This is a genomic window from Brevibacillus sp. SKDU10, from assembly GCF_001645205.1.
Taxonomy (GTDB): Bacteria; Bacillota; Bacilli; order Brevibacillales; family Brevibacillaceae; genus Brevibacillus_B; species Brevibacillus_B halotolerans.
Genome location: NZ_LSSO01000068.1, coordinates 1 through 17,066 on the forward strand (window position 1 = coordinate 1; position 17,066 = coordinate 17,066).

The window sequence follows — 17,066 nt, forward strand, 5'->3', positions numbered from 1 at the left end:
TCCGTCTCTCCCCACCATTTTGGGGTATAGCCAAGCGGTAAGGCAACGGACTTTGACTCCGTCATTCCCAGGTTCAAATCCTGGTACCCCAGCCAACTTTATATTTGCCGGTATGGCGGAATTGGCAGACGCGCGCGACTCAAAATCGTGAGGGAAACCGTGGGGGTTCAAGTCCCTCTACCGGCACTACAATAAAAAAGCGGAATTTACGTTAGATGCGTAGATTCCGCTTTTTTCGTTGTCTATTATCATTTTCTAATCTTGGACTACAAGAGAATATATAAAAGCTAATAAATGAGAAATGAAATGTAAAATTATGAAAATAAAAAGTAATCATTTTTCTCACAAAAAGTCTCTTTTTTCTAAGATGATTTTTAAATAAATAGAATTTTGTCAAAACCTTGACAATGGCGAAAACTGGATAGCTCTAAAGGGCTAAAAGTGATGAATCTCACACCCTTTACAAATGTGGGAATGGTTTAATCAAATCGTAAACAATGCAAATTCCTTTTTGGGAAAAAACTGGATGACAAGGAAGAAAAAGAGAGGAGGTCATCGGATGAACAGCTCTCAAACTCAACCGAATCAAAAGGCAGAGAACGAGAAGCATCAGGAAGGCGAACTAAATTTAAAAGGAACGCTAGCTTCGGTCTTTCTAGTAGGTCTGTTTATCGCAGTGACTTGGTTTGCTGTATTTGGGGTTTTTCTAAGCAGGGCGTAGCTGGTATAGAGAGGGAATGAACGGGAGGGTATTTTATGCATTTACACCGCTTTGAAAAAATTTGGCTGATGGTTGGGGGCGCGACGCTTGTGCTGTTTTTGATCGTCTTGTCTGTCAATGCCTATGCAATGGGGATGATGCCGCCAAGCCATATGAAAATGATAGACCCAAAAAAGGTAGATGAAACTGCCCCTTTTGATAATCTAGGACTTCATAAAACTGGTGATAATGAATACGATCTTGTCATGACATCATTTATTTTTACTTTCCAACCTAATCAAATTGAAGTTCCAGTCGGTGCTAAGGTTAAATTTGTTGTAACGAGTAAAGACGTGGTACACGGCTTCGAGATACCAAAAACAAATGTAAACATCATGGTGTTACCTGGTCACATCAGCGAAGTCACTCACACATTTGACAAGCCAGGAACGTACTTAATTCTCTGTAATGAATATTGTGGCGCTGGTCACCAGTTAATGGCAGCTACAATTGTTGTGAAGTGATTCGGAAAGGTAGTGACGATAAAGTATGGTAGCGCAATTAAAGGAATATCATAAAACACAACCGGTGGTAAAAGTAGATGCCGCGGCTGCAAAACTTTCGTTGGCGCATATTTATGTGGCATACATTGGTTTTGCTATCGCCATTTTGTGCGGCTTGCTTCAAGGTCTGGTACGGGGTGGGGTTATAAGCTTGCCATCTTGGTTAGGCTATTATCAGGTTTTAACAGCCCACGGGGTATTATTGGGTCTAGTTTTTACAACATTCTTTATTATAGGATTTTTCATCTCAGGCTGTGCTCGCACATCAGAGGGAAAGCTGACCCCTGTAGCTTTGAAGCTGGGTTGGATTGGTTGGATTCTCATGACGGTGGGTACAGCGATGGCAACAGTAGCGATTCTATCAAATGAAGCCTCGGTTCTGTATACATTCTATGCACCAATGAAAGCGTCTCCACTGTTCTATATTGGGGCAGCCTTACTAGTCGTAGGCAGCTGGATGGGCGGATATTCGATTTTTGCGAATTACATTCATTGGAGAAAAATAAATAAGGGAAAAACATCTCCCCTATTTCAATTCATGGCTGTTTCTACCATGATTTTATGGCAGATTGCAACATTAGGGGTAGCAGCAGAGGTCTTGTTACAGCTCATTCCATGGTCTCTTGGCTGGGTACCTGAAGTGAATGTCCTGCTAAGCCGTACGCTCTTTTGGTATTTCGGTCACCCACTTGTCTATTTCTGGTTGATGCCTGCTTATGTCTGCTGGTATGTTAATATTCCAAAAATAATCGGTGGGAAAGTATTTAGTGATTCACTCGCACGTTTATCTTTTATTCTGCTTATTCTATTCTCCATTCCTGTAGGCTTTCATCACCAGTTAATGGAGCCAGGCATTTCAGATAAATGGAAAATGCTACATGTAATTTTGACTTTAACCGTAGTATTCCCATCGCTTATGACGGCATTCTCGCTATTTGCCGTATTTGAAACATCGGGACGTAAAAAGGGTGCAAAGGGCTTGTTTGGCTGGTTTTCGAAATTGCCTTGGAAGGATGCGCGTTTCTTTGCCCCCATGCTGGGTATGCTTGCTTTCGTTCCAGCAGGAGCAGGAGGAATTATTAATGCGAGTAACCAGATGAACGCAGTGGTGCATAATACAATCTGGGTTACAGGTCACTTCCATTTAACGGTCGGAACTAGCATTGCGCTCACTTTCTTTGGTATTACGTATTGGTTATTGCCAAATTTAACAGGTCGCAAAATGACCCCTGCCTTGCATCGTGTAGGAATTTTGCAAGCAGTCATGTGGTCGGTTGGGATGTTACTCATGTCAGGTGCGATGCATTATCTTGGGTTGCAGGGTGTGCCGCGTCGTACGGATTACACTACTTACTTTGACAATGCGGAGGCTCTAAGCTGGATACCTCCCCAACAGTTAATGGGCTTTGGCGGTGCTATCCTATTCTTTGCGGGGATACTGATGGTAGGAATCTTATTCTATCTCATCTTTAAGGCACCAAAAGGCGAGGAGGATTATCCAATTGCTGAATCCCAAGAAGCAGTGGAACGTACCCCAAAAATTTTAGAGCGCTGGTCTTTATGGCTCGGTATCGCCGTATTTTTGATTATCGTGGCTTATGCCTATCCGATCTACCAATTGATTGATCATGCACCACCTGGATCAAAACCATTTATCACGTGGTAAAAATAAAAACCATCTGCGGTATGCTTCCTTTTCTAAAAAGGAGTATGCGTGTAGATGGTTTTTTATTATGAGAAAATGAAAAAGGCTGTGTATAAAATCAGTTTGACCGGGAGCATGGAGAGTTTTGGGCTGTAAAAAAGCAAGGATCACAAGCTATAATTTGCTGTGGAAGGTGTTAATAAATACAAGGGGTTAATTTTTACTTGTAAATGTAGTAAAATATACGTTTGAAGAAGAAAATGCATATTAAAGGATGAGATTGAATGATAAGTACAAATGGTGTTACCCTGCGATATGGGAAACGCGCTTTGTTTGAAGATGTAAATATCAAGTTCACACCTGGTAACTGCTATGGATTAATTGGGGCAAATGGAGCTGGTAAGTCTACATTTCTGAAGATTTTATCCGGCGAAATTGAACCAAACAATGGAGAGGTTATTTTAACTCCTGGAGAACGTCTTGCCGTTTTAAAACAAAATCATTATGAGTTCGATGAATGCGAAGTCCTGAAAACGGTAATGATGGGTCATAGAAGACTGTTTGATATCATGGAAGAGAAAAACGCTCTGTACATGAAGGAAGATTTCTCTGAAGCAGACGGCATTCGTGCGTCTGAATTGGAAGGAGAATTCGAAGACTTGAATGGTTGGCAAGCAGAATCTGATGCGGCTGCTCTATTAATTGGTCTGGGAATTCCTGCTGAATTCCATGATAAGAAAATGCTAGAGCTAGACGGAAACCTGAAAGTGCGTGTCTTGCTGGCACAAGCTTTGTTTGGTAACCCAGACATCCTACTACTCGATGAGCCTACCAACCACTTGGACATCGAATCTATTCGTTGGCTAGAAAACTTCTTGGCTAACTATGAAAATACTGTTATTGTTGTATCCCATGACCGTCACTTCTTAAACCAAGTATGTACGCATATTGCTGATATTGACTTTGGCAAGATTCAAATGTATGTGGGGAACTACGATTTCTGGTATGAATCCAGCCAGCTAGCTCTTAAGTTAATGAGAGAGCAAAATAAGAAAAAAGAAGAAAAAATTAAAGAATTGGAAAGCTTTATTGCACGCTTTAGCGCCAATGCTTCTAAGTCAAAACAAGCAACCTCCCGTAAGAAGATGTTGGATAAAATTTCGTTGGATGATATCAAGCCTTCCAGCCGTCGTTATCCATTTATTAACTTCAAGCCGGAGCGAGAAGCAGGTAAAAATATCTTGGAAATTGAAGGCTTATCCAAAACCCTTGAAGGTGAAAAGCTATTCGAAAATCTTCACCTCATTATTAATAAAGGTGATAAGATAGCACTAGTGGGCCCAAATGGTCACGTAAAAACAGCCCTGTTCCAAATTTTAATGGGTGAAATGGAAGCGGACAGTGGAACATTCTCTTGGGGTGTTACAACCACTCAGGCATATTTCCCGAAGGATAACTCTGACTACTTTGATGGATGCGATTTATCCTTGGTTGATTGGTTGCGTCAATACTCGAAAAATCAAGACGAGACATTCTTGCGCGGCTTCTTAGGCAGAATGCTGTTCTCTGGCGAAGAAGCACTGAAAAAAGCCAATGTTTTGTCCGGTGGAGAGAAAGTACGCTGCATGCTGTCCAAAATGATGATGGTGGGCGGAAATGTTATCCTGTTAGATGAGCCTACTAACCACTTGGATTTGGAATCTATTACAGCATTAAATAATGGTTTAATGGAATATGATGGCACGATGCTGTTTGTTTCTCATGACCATCAGTTTGTTCAAACCATTGCCAACCGGATCATAGAGATTACTCCAAATGGTATCATTGATAAAATGATGACATACGATGAATATCTGGAAAGCGAAGAGATCAAACAGCTTCGCGAAAAATTGTACAGCGAGTAATGAAAAAGAAAAGAGGGTTAACCAATCAAGGTTAACCCTTTTACTAAAAGCTGGAGGGCATCAATGACGACGTTGCACGGTATCTGGTTACCAGATGCTTTTTTTCTTTTCTGTTTGCGCGGCGGCGAGATTGTACCCGTCAGTAATTGGATGGAACAATTGTCGACCGAACAACAGATGAAATTGATGAAGTCTGGAAAAGTGGGCATCCGTACCTTTCAAGTTCCATATTGGTTTGATCAAGGGGAGTATTACCCGTCCAATAAGCCAAAATTGATGGTACAACAGATTAATGGACTAAGTATAGCTATGAAGGAAGCTTTACCACTCCTGTGGCAAACAGACGAAGCAATGCTGCAGCATAGTGGTTTTTTGCTAGGTGATAGCTTGCATTACTACCAAAAGGTAGCTCAATTTGCCCTGCAAATGCTATGGCATGCAAATATTCAACCGGGTGTTAAGGTACGTAAAGGAAAACGGTATGGCTATGCAGAGGCAGACGCTATTTGGGATGTAGATTTGACCAAGGAAGAAGTGCGCACATTTTCGCACACCTTGGCGCTTGCTATGCCAGCCATCTGTCGAGCGTATGACCCACAGAAGACAGGTGGAAGCGACATTATGACAGATCCGCACACCATTCAGGCTGATTTTTTACAAAATGCAATACAAACTACGATACATGACTGGCTGGATATGGAAAGCGAAGAGCTACGACAACAGCTCAGCAAGGGGAAGGGAGATTTCTCCTTGCAATGGCTACGGGGATTACTAACTCGGATAACGGAGCCTATTGAGGGTACAACGAAAGAGCTGCAAAGCTTTAAACAGCAAGTAGATTTGTGGACAAAAGGAGAAGGACGTAACAAGCGGGATTGTGTGGGACAGTATGCAATGCGCCTATACTTACGTCTGGAACCACCTCAACAGATCGAAGTAGAAGCAGAAGAGTCTATTTTTACATTGCATGTGTATCTACAACCTGTCACAGAACCCTCTCGGCTTATTTCAGCTAAGGATATCTGGTTAGGGTCTGGTGAGGCTACAGCCTTTTTTGGAAAGGATCTGGGTAGGGCTCAAGAATTCTTGCTGGAGCAATTGGGATGCGCGTCGATACAAATGCCAGCGTTAGAAGAAACGCTTCGCCAAGCATTGGTGGAGCAAATACAGCTTCCTGTGCAAGAGGCCTTTCATTTTTTACAAGAGATAGCTCCACGGTTGCAGGCAGAAGGAGTTGGTGTTCAATTACCTTCTTGGTGGGTAAAGCGTGGACGCAAACGGCTAGGCTTAAAGCTTAGAGTTATGCAGGATCACTCACTCTATGCAGCGGATTCTTCTGCTGTTATTCATCGTTTAGGCTTACATGAAATCGTTCGTTTTGATGCGAAAGCAGCTTTAGGTGACCAGGAAATCAGCTTGGCTGAACTGGAAAAAATTGCAGATTCAAAGCTCCCTTTTATCCAATTACGCGGGGAGTGGACTGAGGTTAATCAGGAATCGGTTAAACGGATGCTGCAATATTTAAAACAGGCTGAGCAAGATGAAATCACGCTGCATGATATGCTTTACTTAATGGCTGAGCTGGAAGCAAGCGATGAATGGCAAGATCTTCCTGTAGTTGATTTCGAACTTCCTACAGCTCTTGATGACTTATTACATGGACGACTAGAACAGAATTTAGATCATATTGACACCCCAAAGGGACTGCAAGGAGTATTGCGTCCTTATCAAAAACGTGGGTATGCTTGGCTTCAGCTCATGTCCAAATTAGGCTTTGGCGTCTGTTTGGCAGATGATATGGGGCTAGGAAAAACCATTCAGATGATTACAGTTTTAATGGCGGAGAAGCTATCTGCACCGGCTATAATCGTGTGCCCGACCTCATTGATGAATAATTGGAGTAAAGAGATAGAGAGATTTGCCCCAACACTACGGGTGTATACGCACCATGGACCAGAACGCTTGCACCAAAATGAACTGCAAGCAAAAGTCGCTGAACATGATGTTGTGATTACATCTTATTCCTTAGTCAACCGTGATTTAGCTGATTTAATGGAAATCAAATGGTCTTATTTGGTGTTAGATGAGGCTCAGAATATCAAAAACAGTAAAAGTAAACAGGCGAGAAGCGCCATGAAAATACATGCTCAGCATCGAATCGCGATGACGGGTACACCAATTGAAAATCGGCTAAGTGAGCTTTGGTCGATCTTCCAGTTTTTAAATCCGGGTTATTTAGGCACTTTAACGCAATTTCGTACACAATTTACGTTACCTATTGAAAGGTATCGCGAGCAGGAGCGTATGGAATCTCTGCGAAAATTAGTAAAGCCCTTTATTTTGCGGCGGTTGAAAACAGACCCTACCATTATTGTGGATTTACCAGAAAAAATTGAAAGCAAAACGTATTGCACACTCTCAGAGGAACAGGCTAGCTTGTATCAAGCAGCCGTTAATCATATGATGCAAAAAATCAATTCGGTAGAAGGAATGCAACGTCGTGGATATGTTCTTGCTACGTTAACTCATCTTAAACAAATCTGTGACCATCCAGCCCTCTATTTACACCAGTCTGCCGATCATTTAGAGCGTCGTTCTGGTAAGGTACGGCGGGTAACCGAACTTGTTCACGATATAATGGAACAGCAGGAGGCCGTGTTGCTGTTTACGCAATATGTAGACATGGGGAGCATGCTTGCAAAGCATTTTCGTGAGGTTTTACAAGAGGAGGTTCTCTTCTTACATGGGGGGATCAGTAAACAAGAGCGTGATGATATGATTGATCGCTTTCAGTCTGGTATGGGACCGCGAATCTTTATTTTGTCATTAAAAGCTGGCGGTGTCGGTCTTAACCTAACTAGAGCAAATCATGTGATTCATTTTGATCGGTGGTGGAATCCTGCTGTCGAAAACCAGGCAACCGATCGGGCATATCGCATTGGGCAAAAGAAAAATGTACATGTCCACCGATTAATTTGTCAGGGAACGCTAGAGGAGCGCATTGATCAGTTAATGGAATCAAAGCGGGAATTGGCAGAGCAGGTGATCCACTCTGGTGAACAGTGGATTACCGAGTTATCCGCAAATGAACTACACTCCTTATTTGAGCTACGTGAGGATTTGATCTGCCAAGAGGAGGATGATTTGTTGTGAAGCCGCAAAAATCGAACGTACAGATTGAGTGGATCGCCCGCTTGAAGGAATTGATTCGAAAAGCAGGCGGGGCACAGCGAAATCAGCGTGGACGTACGAAAGCCAAAGAAGGTGGAGTATTAGAGTGGAAAGCCGATGATGCTGGTATAAATGCAAAGGTGACAGGGGCAAATCAGGTGTACTACACGGTCTCACTTAGTCCCAAAAAACCGGTGCATGTAGGGCGTGACAAAGCATTGCACATCATCGGACAGTCGCCTCTTTTTACAGCTCAGCTATTAGGCGGGACATTTTCTGAAGAACTGGCTGCTCATTTTGCCGATCAAAAAATAGAGCTTCTTCCAGACTCACTAGAGGAATGGAATGCTCACTGTAGTTGTCCAGATGTGGCTGGTTATTGCAAACATGTATATGCTCTGTATTATCAACTGCTCGCTGAAGCGGAAGAGGACCCATTTGTATTTTTAGCTTTTCTTGGGCTACAGCGTTCTGATATTATAGGTGGATTTCGGGAGCAGTGGTTGCCACACAGTAAAGCCTATACCAAAGAGGGAATGGGACAACAGGAAATTACGAGCCTACCAGAGCCGACCAATCCGTCTGAATTGCTACATACAGGTATAGACGAGGAAGTGGGTGCGGTGTTTTTACGCAGAGCGGTTGACCACGGCACCTTTTTTCAGACAGCCCCTCATTTTTCTGCAATGATTATTTCTTTTACGCAAGAAAATATACTACCTGAGCAATTGCTTCTAATCTGGGGACCGCCTGCATTTGCCGTCCGCAAAGAAGCCATGATGATTGGAGCCCTACAAGAAGTGTATCGGGTTGTGAGTAAGAAGGCTGGAGAGGAGATAGCTACGTTGCCATGAAAGTGTTTGGGATAAAAGTACCCGATACGTTTTCAGAGGCGGTGTATCGGGAGTTGCTTTCTCTGCTCCCGTTGGACCGTCAGGAAAAAGTAAATCGTTACCTTAAGACGGAGGATAAATGGCGCTCCTTGCTTGGGGAGGTGCTGGTACGGATGCAATTGGCTCAACGAATGGGGATTTTGCCAAAAGAGATTCGCTATGAGACCAATCCATATGGGAAGCCCTTTGTTACGGGAGAAGGTGCGTGCGAATTTAATGTGTCGCATTCAGCTAGTTGGGTAGTTGCTGCTTTTAGTGCCAGTCCAATTGGCATTGATGTTCAACAAATCAAACCCATTAATCTACAAATTGCTGACCGATTTTTTTCTGAACAAGAGCGTCAGAATTTGTTCCAGCTTCCTGAAGCGAACCAAGTAGAAGGTTTTTTTCGTTATTGGGCGTATAAAGAAAGCTATATAAAAGCCGTGGGGAAGGGACTTTCACTGCCGCTTGATTCTTTTACGATCCAGCAGGAGTCTTTAGACAGAGCGACGGTATACGCTGATAACATACCGACTGGTTATCATTGTAGCGCCTATCACGTTGATGAGATGTATAAAGTAGCCGTATGTACAAAGCAGGATCAATTTTGTAAGGAAATTACAATTGTAGAAATAGAAGAGTTGACCAGCATGCTCTTACAAGCATAAATGGAAAACCAAGAGGAAAGGGTTATCACATGCTTATGGGATAACCCTTTTTTGTCGAATAAAGTCTCAAACTCTCTATTTTTGTTTACAAAGTTTCGAAAATTACGATAATATTTATAGATATTGAGCATAAGGTAAAACTATCAACCCTATTTGTAGGATATGAAGGAGGTTTTCCCATGATTTATGCAAATCCGAATCAATCAGGAGCCAAGGTAGAGTTTAAAAGTAGATATGATAATTATATAGGTGGTAAATGGGTAGCACCTATTCAGGGAGAATATTTTGAAAATGTTACTCCCATTACAGGTAAAGTCTTTTGTGAAATAGCCAGATCGAGTGCTGAAGATATTGAGCTTGCACTTGATGCAGCTCATGCGGCGAAGGAAGCGTGGGGCCGTACTTCTCCAGCAGAACGCGCAACCATTTTAAATAAGATAGCTGATCGAATAGAGGCTAACCTAGAGATGCTTGCGGTAGCTGAGACATGGGAAAATGGAAAACCTGTGAGAGAAACGCTAGCAGCAGATATTCCACTTGCAGTTGATCATTTCCGTTATTTTGCAGGTTGTTTACGCTCGCAGGAAAGCTCAATCAGTCAAATTGACCATGACACTGTTGCCTATCATTTTCATGAGCCACTTGGTGTAGTTGGGCAAATTATACCTTGGAACTTCCCGTTGTTAATGGCTACATGGAAGCTAGCGCCGGCACTCGCAGCCGGTAATTGCGTGGTGCTCAAGCCAGCCGAGCAAACACCGGCCTCAATTCTAGTGCTCATGGAATTAATCGGTGATTTATTACCTCCAGGGGTAGTTAATGTGGTCAATGGTTTTGGGTTAGAAGCAGGCAAACCGCTCGCCTCTAGTAATCGTATCGCTAAGATTGCGTTTACAGGTGAAACGACTACAGGAAGACTGATCATGCAATATGCTTCACAAAATATCATTCCTGTGACATTGGAGTTAGGTGGTAAATCGCCAAATATATTCTTTGCAGACGTATGCGCGAAGGATGATGCGTTTTTAAACAAGGCGATTGAAGGATTTGTCTTGTTTGCGCTCAATCAAGGAGAGGTTTGCACATGCCCATCCCGTGCGCTTATTCAGGAATCGATCTATGATCAATTTATGGAGAAAGCACTTGCACGGGTGGCTTCCATCAAACAAGGAAATCCATTGGACACAGAAACGATGATTGGTGCTCAGGCCTCCTCTGAGCAAATAGAAAAAATTCTGTCCTATTTAGAAATAGGAAAAGCTGAAGGGGCAGAGTGCCTAATCGGTGGAGAACGAAATCTGCTGGGAGGAGAATTGAAAGGAGGATATTATGTTAAGCCGACTGTGTTTAAAGGACACAATCGAATGAGAATCTTCCAAGAAGAGATTTTTGGCCCGGTAGTGAGCGTGACGACATTCTCCGATCCTGAGGAAGCATTGTCGATTGCAAATGACACTTTATACGGACTCGGGGCAGGTGTATGGACACGGGATATCAACCAAGCATACCGCTTTGGACGTTCTATTGAAGCGGGACGTGTGTGGACGAATTGCTATCATGCTTATCCAGCACATGCGGCCTTTGGTGGGTATAAAGTATCTGGAATTGGACGTGAAAACCATAAAATGATGCTGGCACATTATCAGCAAACTAAAAACATCCTAGTAAGCTACAGTGACCAAGCACTCGGGTTCTTTTAAACAAGCATTGTAACATAATAGCCAAACAACATGAGATGAGGGGATATCATGGGAATGCAGAAAAAGGTGTTGGCAACAGATGCTGCGCTTGCTTTAATCGAAAAGCTTACAGCCAAATATGGTCCCCTCTTGTTTCATCAATCTGGGGGCTGCTGCGATGGTAGTTCTCCGATGTGCTATCCTGCGGGGGAACTATTAATCGGCGATCATGATGTCCTGCTTGGAGAGATTGGAAATACGCCTTTTTATATGAGTGAAGCCCAGTATGAATATTGGAAGCACACCCAACTGATTATTGATGTGGTTCCTGGACGCGGAGGAATGTTTTCGTTGGAGGGACCAGAGGGTGTTAGATTTTTAACGCGCTCTAGATTGTTTACAGAAGAATAGAATTTGTTATGCAAAGAGAGTTGCTAATGATCAGTAAGTAGGATATAGATAGTAAAAGGCTTGATCGTATGAACGATCGAGTCTTTTTTTGTTGGAATGAGATCTCAAATGATTCTTTTTGTACAAAAAAATCCTTCAGTTTGTCCATTGTCATGAAGGAATCTAGTGGACTATAATCATAAAAGTGAAAATGAGAATCACTTTCATTAAATTGTAAGATCAGGAGGGATTTCTTCACATGATCACGTGGAAGAAGCCATTTGGTCATGCATTTGTACATATCAGAACCAATTACATATTACATTGATGAAAAGGTGGCACGAATGAGTCAAAAGGCCAATGTAAGTAAAGCAGTTACAGACCTCCATCGCATCAATGTGAGCTCTCGTCCTTGGGCAGTTACATTGATCATAATCGGTGGTTTGAGCTTGCTAGTGTTAGCAATTATTTTATCCGTTTCCTTTGGAGCAGCCGACATTCATTTTTTCGTTGTCTGGGAATCTATTTTTTCCTTTAATCCAGAAATTACCCAGCATCAGATCATCCAGGAGCTTCGCTTACCACGGGTACTTGGAGGAGCTATGGTTGGGGCTTGTTTTGCTGTTGCAGGAGCAATTATGCAAGGTATGACCCGTAATCCATTAGCAGATTCTGGCTTGTTAGGGATTAATGCTGGAGCTGGTTTTGCTCTGGCACTTTGTTTTGCCTTCTTTCCAGGTCTGCCATTTATGTATTTGATCATGTGGTCGTTTCTTGGTGCAGGCTTAGGAGCTGGAATGGTATACGGGATTGGCTCGCTGGCTAAAGGGGGATTAACACCAGTTCGTCTTGTGTTAGCGGGTGCAGCATTAAGTGCTTTATTATCAGCACTTAGCGAAGGGATTGCTCTATATTTTCGCATCGGTCAGGACTTAGCATTTTGGTATGCTGGGGGCGTGGCAGGGACGAAGTGGATACAGCTTCAGATTATGTTTCCTTGGATTGCTGTTTCTATTATAGGTGCGATTGCTTTATCGCGTTCCATTACCATGCTTAGTCTAGGGGAGGATGTTGCAAGAGGACTTGGTCAGAAAACCCTCTTGGTAAAGCTGATGGGGACTCTACTTGTGTTGATTCTAGCAGGTGCTGCGGTGTCGATCGTCGGCGCGGTAGGTTTTGTAGGGCTTATTATCCCTCATGTAACCCGTTATATAGTGGGTGTCGATTATCGCTACATCATTCCATGCTCAGCTATACTTGGAAGTTTGCTAGTGGTTTTCGCTGATTTAGCTGCTAGAATGATTAACCCTCCCTTTGAGACACCGCTTGGTGCCTTGATCGCCCTGATAGGTGTTCCGTTCTTTCTCTATCTGGCACGTAAAGAAAGGAGGGAGCTGTAAGCTATGCAAAGTGTAACAGCTACGAAAACAGAACGGCTTAAATCAAAACGTGGGTTCACGGTGATCGCTATCTTATGCATTTTGATTGCCATTGCCTTTATTTTCAGTATGAATACGGGATTTATCCGATTGTCTCCACTGGAGCTATTACAGACGCTGTTTGGAGCAGGTACAGATAAGCAGAACCTAATCCTGTTTGAATTTCGCCTTCCACGTATCGTGATTTCACTCTTGATTGGTGCAGGCTTAGCCGTGTCAGGCTGTGTGATGCAGGGAATCTCTCGTAATGCATTGGCTGATCCTGGTATTCTCGGTATAAATGCGGGTGCAGGTTTGATGGTAATGCTATTTATTTCTTTTTACCCAACAACAGCAGCTGCGCCGATCTTTTTATTACCTGTTCTAGCTTTGATTGGTGCAGGCTTGACTGCGGCGCTTATCTACTCACTTGCCTACAAGCGATATGAGGGACTTTCAACCACGAGACTGTTACTTAGTGGAATTGCGGTTGCTGCAGGGATAAGTGCTGCCATGATCGTTTTGACACTAAAAATCAGCCCGGAGAAATATCAGTTTGTAGCAACCTGGTTAGCTGGGAGTATATGGGGAACTGACTGGAAGTTTGTGTTGTCTTTACTCCCGTGGATTTTACTATTACTACCATACGTGTACTATAAGGCACGAGTCATGAACGTACTAACCCTTGGTGAGCAAGCTGCTGTCGGACTTGGCGTGTCTGTATCAAGGGAACAGCTAGCGTTGATAGCTGCGGCAGTCGGACTTGCTGGTTCTTGTGTCGCAGTAAGTGGGGGAATTGGCTTTGTAGGGCTAATCGGTCCGCATCTGGCACGGAGATTGGTTGGTCCGCGACATCAGATATTGATTCCCGCGGCAGCTCTAGCTGGAGCATTGCTTGTCATCACGGCAGATACGATTGGAAGATGGATGCTACAGCCATCAGAAATACCGACTGGAATTGTGGTTGCTGTTATTGGAGCTCCTTATTTTCTCTATCTGTTAGCGCGATCGAAAGCATAGCATGACGATCTAAATACTTTGGTGATGAAGACAAAGAAGGGGGCTTTATTGAAAAATATGATAAAACGTTTCTTTGCCTATTATGTTCCTTATAAGAAATTGTTTATGCTGGACTTTGGCTGCGCGGTTTTTGCAGGTCTATTAGAGCTTTGTTTCCCACTTGCAGTTAATTATTTTGTTGACGATCTGTTGCCAGGCGGGAAATGGGATATTATTTTATGGGCATCGCTTGGTTTGCTAGGCATTTATGCCTTGAATACTTTTTTACTCTATATTGTCAACTATTGGGGACATATGCTGGGTATCAACATTGAGACCGATATGCGTAAGAAACTATTCGATCATATACAGAAGCTGTCATTTCGTTTTTTTGATAACAACAAAACAGGCCATCTGATGTCGAGATTAACCAACGACATGAATCAAATTGGCGAGATGGCCCATCATGGCCCAGAAGATTTGTTCATAGCGCTGATGACCTTGACAGGTTCCTTTACTTTAATGCTATTTATCCATTGGAAACTCGCTGTGTTTACCTTTGTGGTCATTCCGATCATTATTTGGTTTGTTGTTTACTTTAACAAAAAAATGACCGAAGCCATTCACCAATTGTTTACTGATATTGGAGATTTTAATGCGCGAGTAGAGGACAATGTTGGTGGCATTCGTGTTGTGAAAGCTTTTTCAAATGAGGAGCATGAGAAAAAGAAGTTTGCCGTAAATAATAGTAGATTTCGTTTAACGAAGCTAATCTCTTATAAGCTTATTGCTAAAAATGGATCGGTTAGTTATATGATGATGCGATTTGTAACGGTTTTTGTGATGGTATGCGGTACCTGGTACGTCATTAATCATGAACTTACATACGGTGAATTTATCGGCTTTTTGCTCTTAACCAATGTCTTTTTCCGACCAATTGAGAAAATTAACTCGATTATTGAGAGCTACCCGCAAGGATTTGCCGGATTCAAACGTTACGTTGAATTGCTAGATACGGAACCCGACATCATGGATGCACCGCATGCAGTTGTAATGAGAGCATTTAGAGAGGCAATCCGTTTTGAAAATGTTTCGTTTGGGTATGAGAATCAAACGAAGGTACTAAATAACGTTCAGTTAACCATTAACAAGGGAGAAACAGTGGCCTTTGTGGGGCCATCTGGGGCGGGGAAAACAACCTTGTGCAGCTTACTCCCGCGATTTTATGAAGTACAAGCTGGAAGAATTATGATTGACAACGTGGACATTCGCGACCTTAAGCAAGAATCCTTACGCAGACAAATTGGGATTGTACAGCAGGACGTATTCCTATTTTCGGGGACCATTCGTGAAAATATCCTATACGGAAAGCTGCATGCCACAGAGGAAGAGATATGGGAGGCAGTTATAAGAGCAAGGCTCGATGAATTTATTCTGGCTCAACCAGATGGATTGGATACGGTCATTGGGGAGAGGGGTGTTAAGCTTTCAGGAGGACAGAAGCAAAGGCTCTCCATAGCCCGGATTTTTATAAAAAATCCACCAATTCTAATTCTTGACGAAGCCACCTCTGCATTGGATACGGAGACGGAGGTTGCTATTCAGCAGGCGTTGACCGAGCTGTCAGTAGGAAGAACTACGCTAGTGATTGCTCATCGTTTAGCAACGATTAAAAATGCTGATCGAATCGTGGTAGTAGCGGATCAGGGAATTATCGAGCAGGGAAGTCATCAACAGCTGCTATCTGTTGGAGGCATATACAGTAGACTGCATGAAGCACAGTTTGGTACGTAATGATTCTATGATTTGCTTCTACATCTGTTTGCTACCCGATTTATGTGTAGGACGAAAATGACTAGAAGGTTGGAGATAGGGATATGACTGAACAGTTAGAGCTATATGATGTAACGATTATTGGAGGTGGCCCGGCTGGGATGTATACCGCTTTTTACAGTGGTATGCGTGATCTAAAAACAAAATTGATCGAGGCAAAGCCAGAGCTTGGGGGACGGATGCTCATTTATCCAGAGAAAATGATCTGGGATGTTGGTGGTGTGACCCCGATTCTGTGTGAAAAATTAATCGGACAATTGGAACAGCAGGCTAGAACATTCGACCCAACAATCGTACTAGGCCAACAAATTACAGGGCTTTCTCGACAAGAAGACGGAACGTTTATTCTTAGGGCTGCAACTGGCGAGAAGCACCATACGCGAACCATTATTCTAGCAATTGGGTACGGTATATTGACCATGCAAAAGCTAGAGATTGAGGGAGCCGACCGTTACGAGGTCACAAACCTACATTATACCGTTCAAGAATTAGAGGTGTTCCGAGGCAAGCGAGTGCTTATTTCGGGTGGCGGTAACTCTGCCGTAGACTGGGCGAACGAATTGGAACCAATTGCTGAAAAAGTAACGATTGTCCACAGACGTGATCAATTTGGAGGACATGAAAAAAACGTTTCAATTATGAGAGAATCTTCTGTCGATATCCGGACACCTTATGCACTAACACAGCTTCATAGCAATGGACAGAGCATAGAGCAGGTAACGATTACCCATATGGAAACAGAAGAGACCGAGCGTATCAAGGTGGATGCTGTGATCGTCAATCATGGACTAAAATGTGATTATGGACCACTAGTTGAATGGGGACTAGAAATGAAAGATGAGCTGGCGGTTGTGAATGGAAAGCTGGAAACCAATATACCTGGTATTTTTGCGGCTGGTGATTTCGTCAATTATGATAGTAAAGTTCGGCTAATTGCCGGGGCATTTACGGACGGAGCACTTGCTTTGAACAGTGCGAAGCTGTATATAGACCCAGAGGCACCAAAAGTGGCATACGTCTCTTCGCACAATATTCGCTTTAAAGAAAAGAACAAGCAACTGGGACTGGATGATGATGATTATCGCAACGTATGATAATTGAATTTTCAGCTATGCTTGGAGGATAGTTATACAGGAAAACATTTGAATCATCTTTTAAAAAGAAAGCAGATAGACACCAATAGGGAGTGTCTGTCTGCTTTTTGATGTATCGACAAAAAAG

13 protein-coding genes and 2 tRNA genes are annotated in these 17,066 nt (G+C 42.9%); all 15 read left to right on the forward strand.

Annotation, left to right across the window (positions count from 1 at the left end; genetic code table 11):
* Positions 1 to 20: 20 nt before the first annotated feature.
* A tRNA-Gln gene (locus AYJ08_RS04605) sits at positions 21 to 95 on the forward strand.
* Positions 96 to 106: 11 nt separating this feature from the next.
* Positions 107 to 186 (forward strand) — tRNA-Leu (locus AYJ08_RS04610).
* Between the two features lie 373 nt (positions 187 to 559).
* On the forward strand, positions 560 to 721 hold the full coding sequence (locus AYJ08_RS23350; RefSeq protein WP_119912705.1) for a cytochrome c oxidase subunit 2A: 162 nt from the start codon (positions 560 to 562) through the stop codon (positions 719 to 721).
* A gap of 35 nt (positions 722 to 756) precedes the next feature.
* Entirely contained in the window at positions 757 to 1,224 is a 468-nt protein-coding gene (locus AYJ08_RS04615; protein WP_003336039.1) for a cytochrome c oxidase subunit II, read from the forward strand.
* 25 nt (positions 1,225 to 1,249) lie between these two features.
* A complete protein-coding gene (locus AYJ08_RS04620; protein ID WP_064016772.1) occupies positions 1,250 to 2,929 on the forward strand; it encodes a b(o/a)3-type cytochrome-c oxidase subunit 1 in 1,680 nt (559 codons plus the stop codon).
* A gap of 263 nt (positions 2,930 to 3,192) precedes the next feature.
* Entirely contained in the window at positions 3,193 to 4,812 is a 1,620-nt protein-coding gene (locus tag AYJ08_RS04625) for an ABC-F family ATP-binding cassette domain-containing protein (protein ID WP_064016773.1), read from the forward strand.
* Positions 4,813 to 4,875: 63 nt separating this feature from the next.
* Complete coding sequence (locus tag AYJ08_RS04630) at positions 4,876 to 7,965, forward strand: DEAD/DEAH box helicase (protein WP_064016774.1); 3,090 nt, start codon at positions 4,876 to 4,878, stop codon at positions 7,963 to 7,965.
* Positions 7,962 to 8,837: an SWIM zinc finger family protein gene (locus AYJ08_RS04635; RefSeq protein WP_064016775.1), complete on the forward strand. Its 876-nt coding sequence runs from the start codon at positions 7,962 to 7,964 to the stop codon at positions 8,835 to 8,837. Before AYJ08_RS04630 ends, AYJ08_RS04635 begins: the two co-directional genes overlap by 4 nt.
* Positions 8,834 to 9,526 carry a 4'-phosphopantetheinyl transferase family protein gene (locus tag AYJ08_RS04640; protein WP_064016776.1) on the forward strand — a complete coding sequence of 231 codons (693 nt, stop codon included), beginning with the start codon at positions 8,834 to 8,836 and terminating at the stop codon, positions 9,524 to 9,526. The genes AYJ08_RS04635 and AYJ08_RS04640 overlap by 4 nt, the downstream gene beginning before the upstream one ends.
* Positions 9,527 to 9,705: 179 nt before the next feature.
* A complete protein-coding gene (gene adh / locus AYJ08_RS04645) occupies positions 9,706 to 11,226 on the forward strand; it encodes an aldehyde dehydrogenase (RefSeq protein ID WP_064016777.1) in 1,521 nt (506 codons plus the stop codon).
* 48 nt (positions 11,227 to 11,274) lie between these two features.
* Positions 11,275 to 11,616 (forward strand): DUF779 domain-containing protein, encoded by a 342-nt coding sequence (locus AYJ08_RS04650; protein ID WP_064016778.1) that lies wholly within the window; start codon positions 11,275 to 11,277, stop codon positions 11,614 to 11,616.
* Between the two features lie 323 nt (positions 11,617 to 11,939).
* Positions 11,940 to 12,995 (forward strand): FecCD family ABC transporter permease, encoded by a 1,056-nt coding sequence (locus tag AYJ08_RS04655; RefSeq protein ID WP_064016806.1) that lies wholly within the window; start codon positions 11,940 to 11,942, stop codon positions 12,993 to 12,995.
* A 3-nt stretch (positions 12,996 to 12,998) separates the two neighbouring features.
* Positions 12,999 to 14,033 (forward strand): FecCD family ABC transporter permease, encoded by a 1,035-nt coding sequence (locus AYJ08_RS04660; RefSeq protein WP_064016779.1) that lies wholly within the window; start codon positions 12,999 to 13,001, stop codon positions 14,031 to 14,033.
* Positions 14,034 to 14,090: 57 nt separating this feature from the next.
* Positions 14,091 to 15,806: an ABC transporter ATP-binding protein gene (locus AYJ08_RS04665; RefSeq protein WP_064016807.1), complete on the forward strand. Its 1,716-nt coding sequence runs from the start codon at positions 14,091 to 14,093 to the stop codon at positions 15,804 to 15,806.
* Positions 15,807 to 15,889: 83 nt separating this feature from the next.
* Positions 15,890 to 16,939 carry an NAD(P)/FAD-dependent oxidoreductase gene (locus AYJ08_RS04670; protein WP_064016780.1) on the forward strand — a complete coding sequence of 350 codons (1,050 nt, stop codon included), beginning with the start codon at positions 15,890 to 15,892 and terminating at the stop codon, positions 16,937 to 16,939.
* The last annotated feature ends 127 nt before the right edge of the window (positions 16,940 to 17,066 follow it).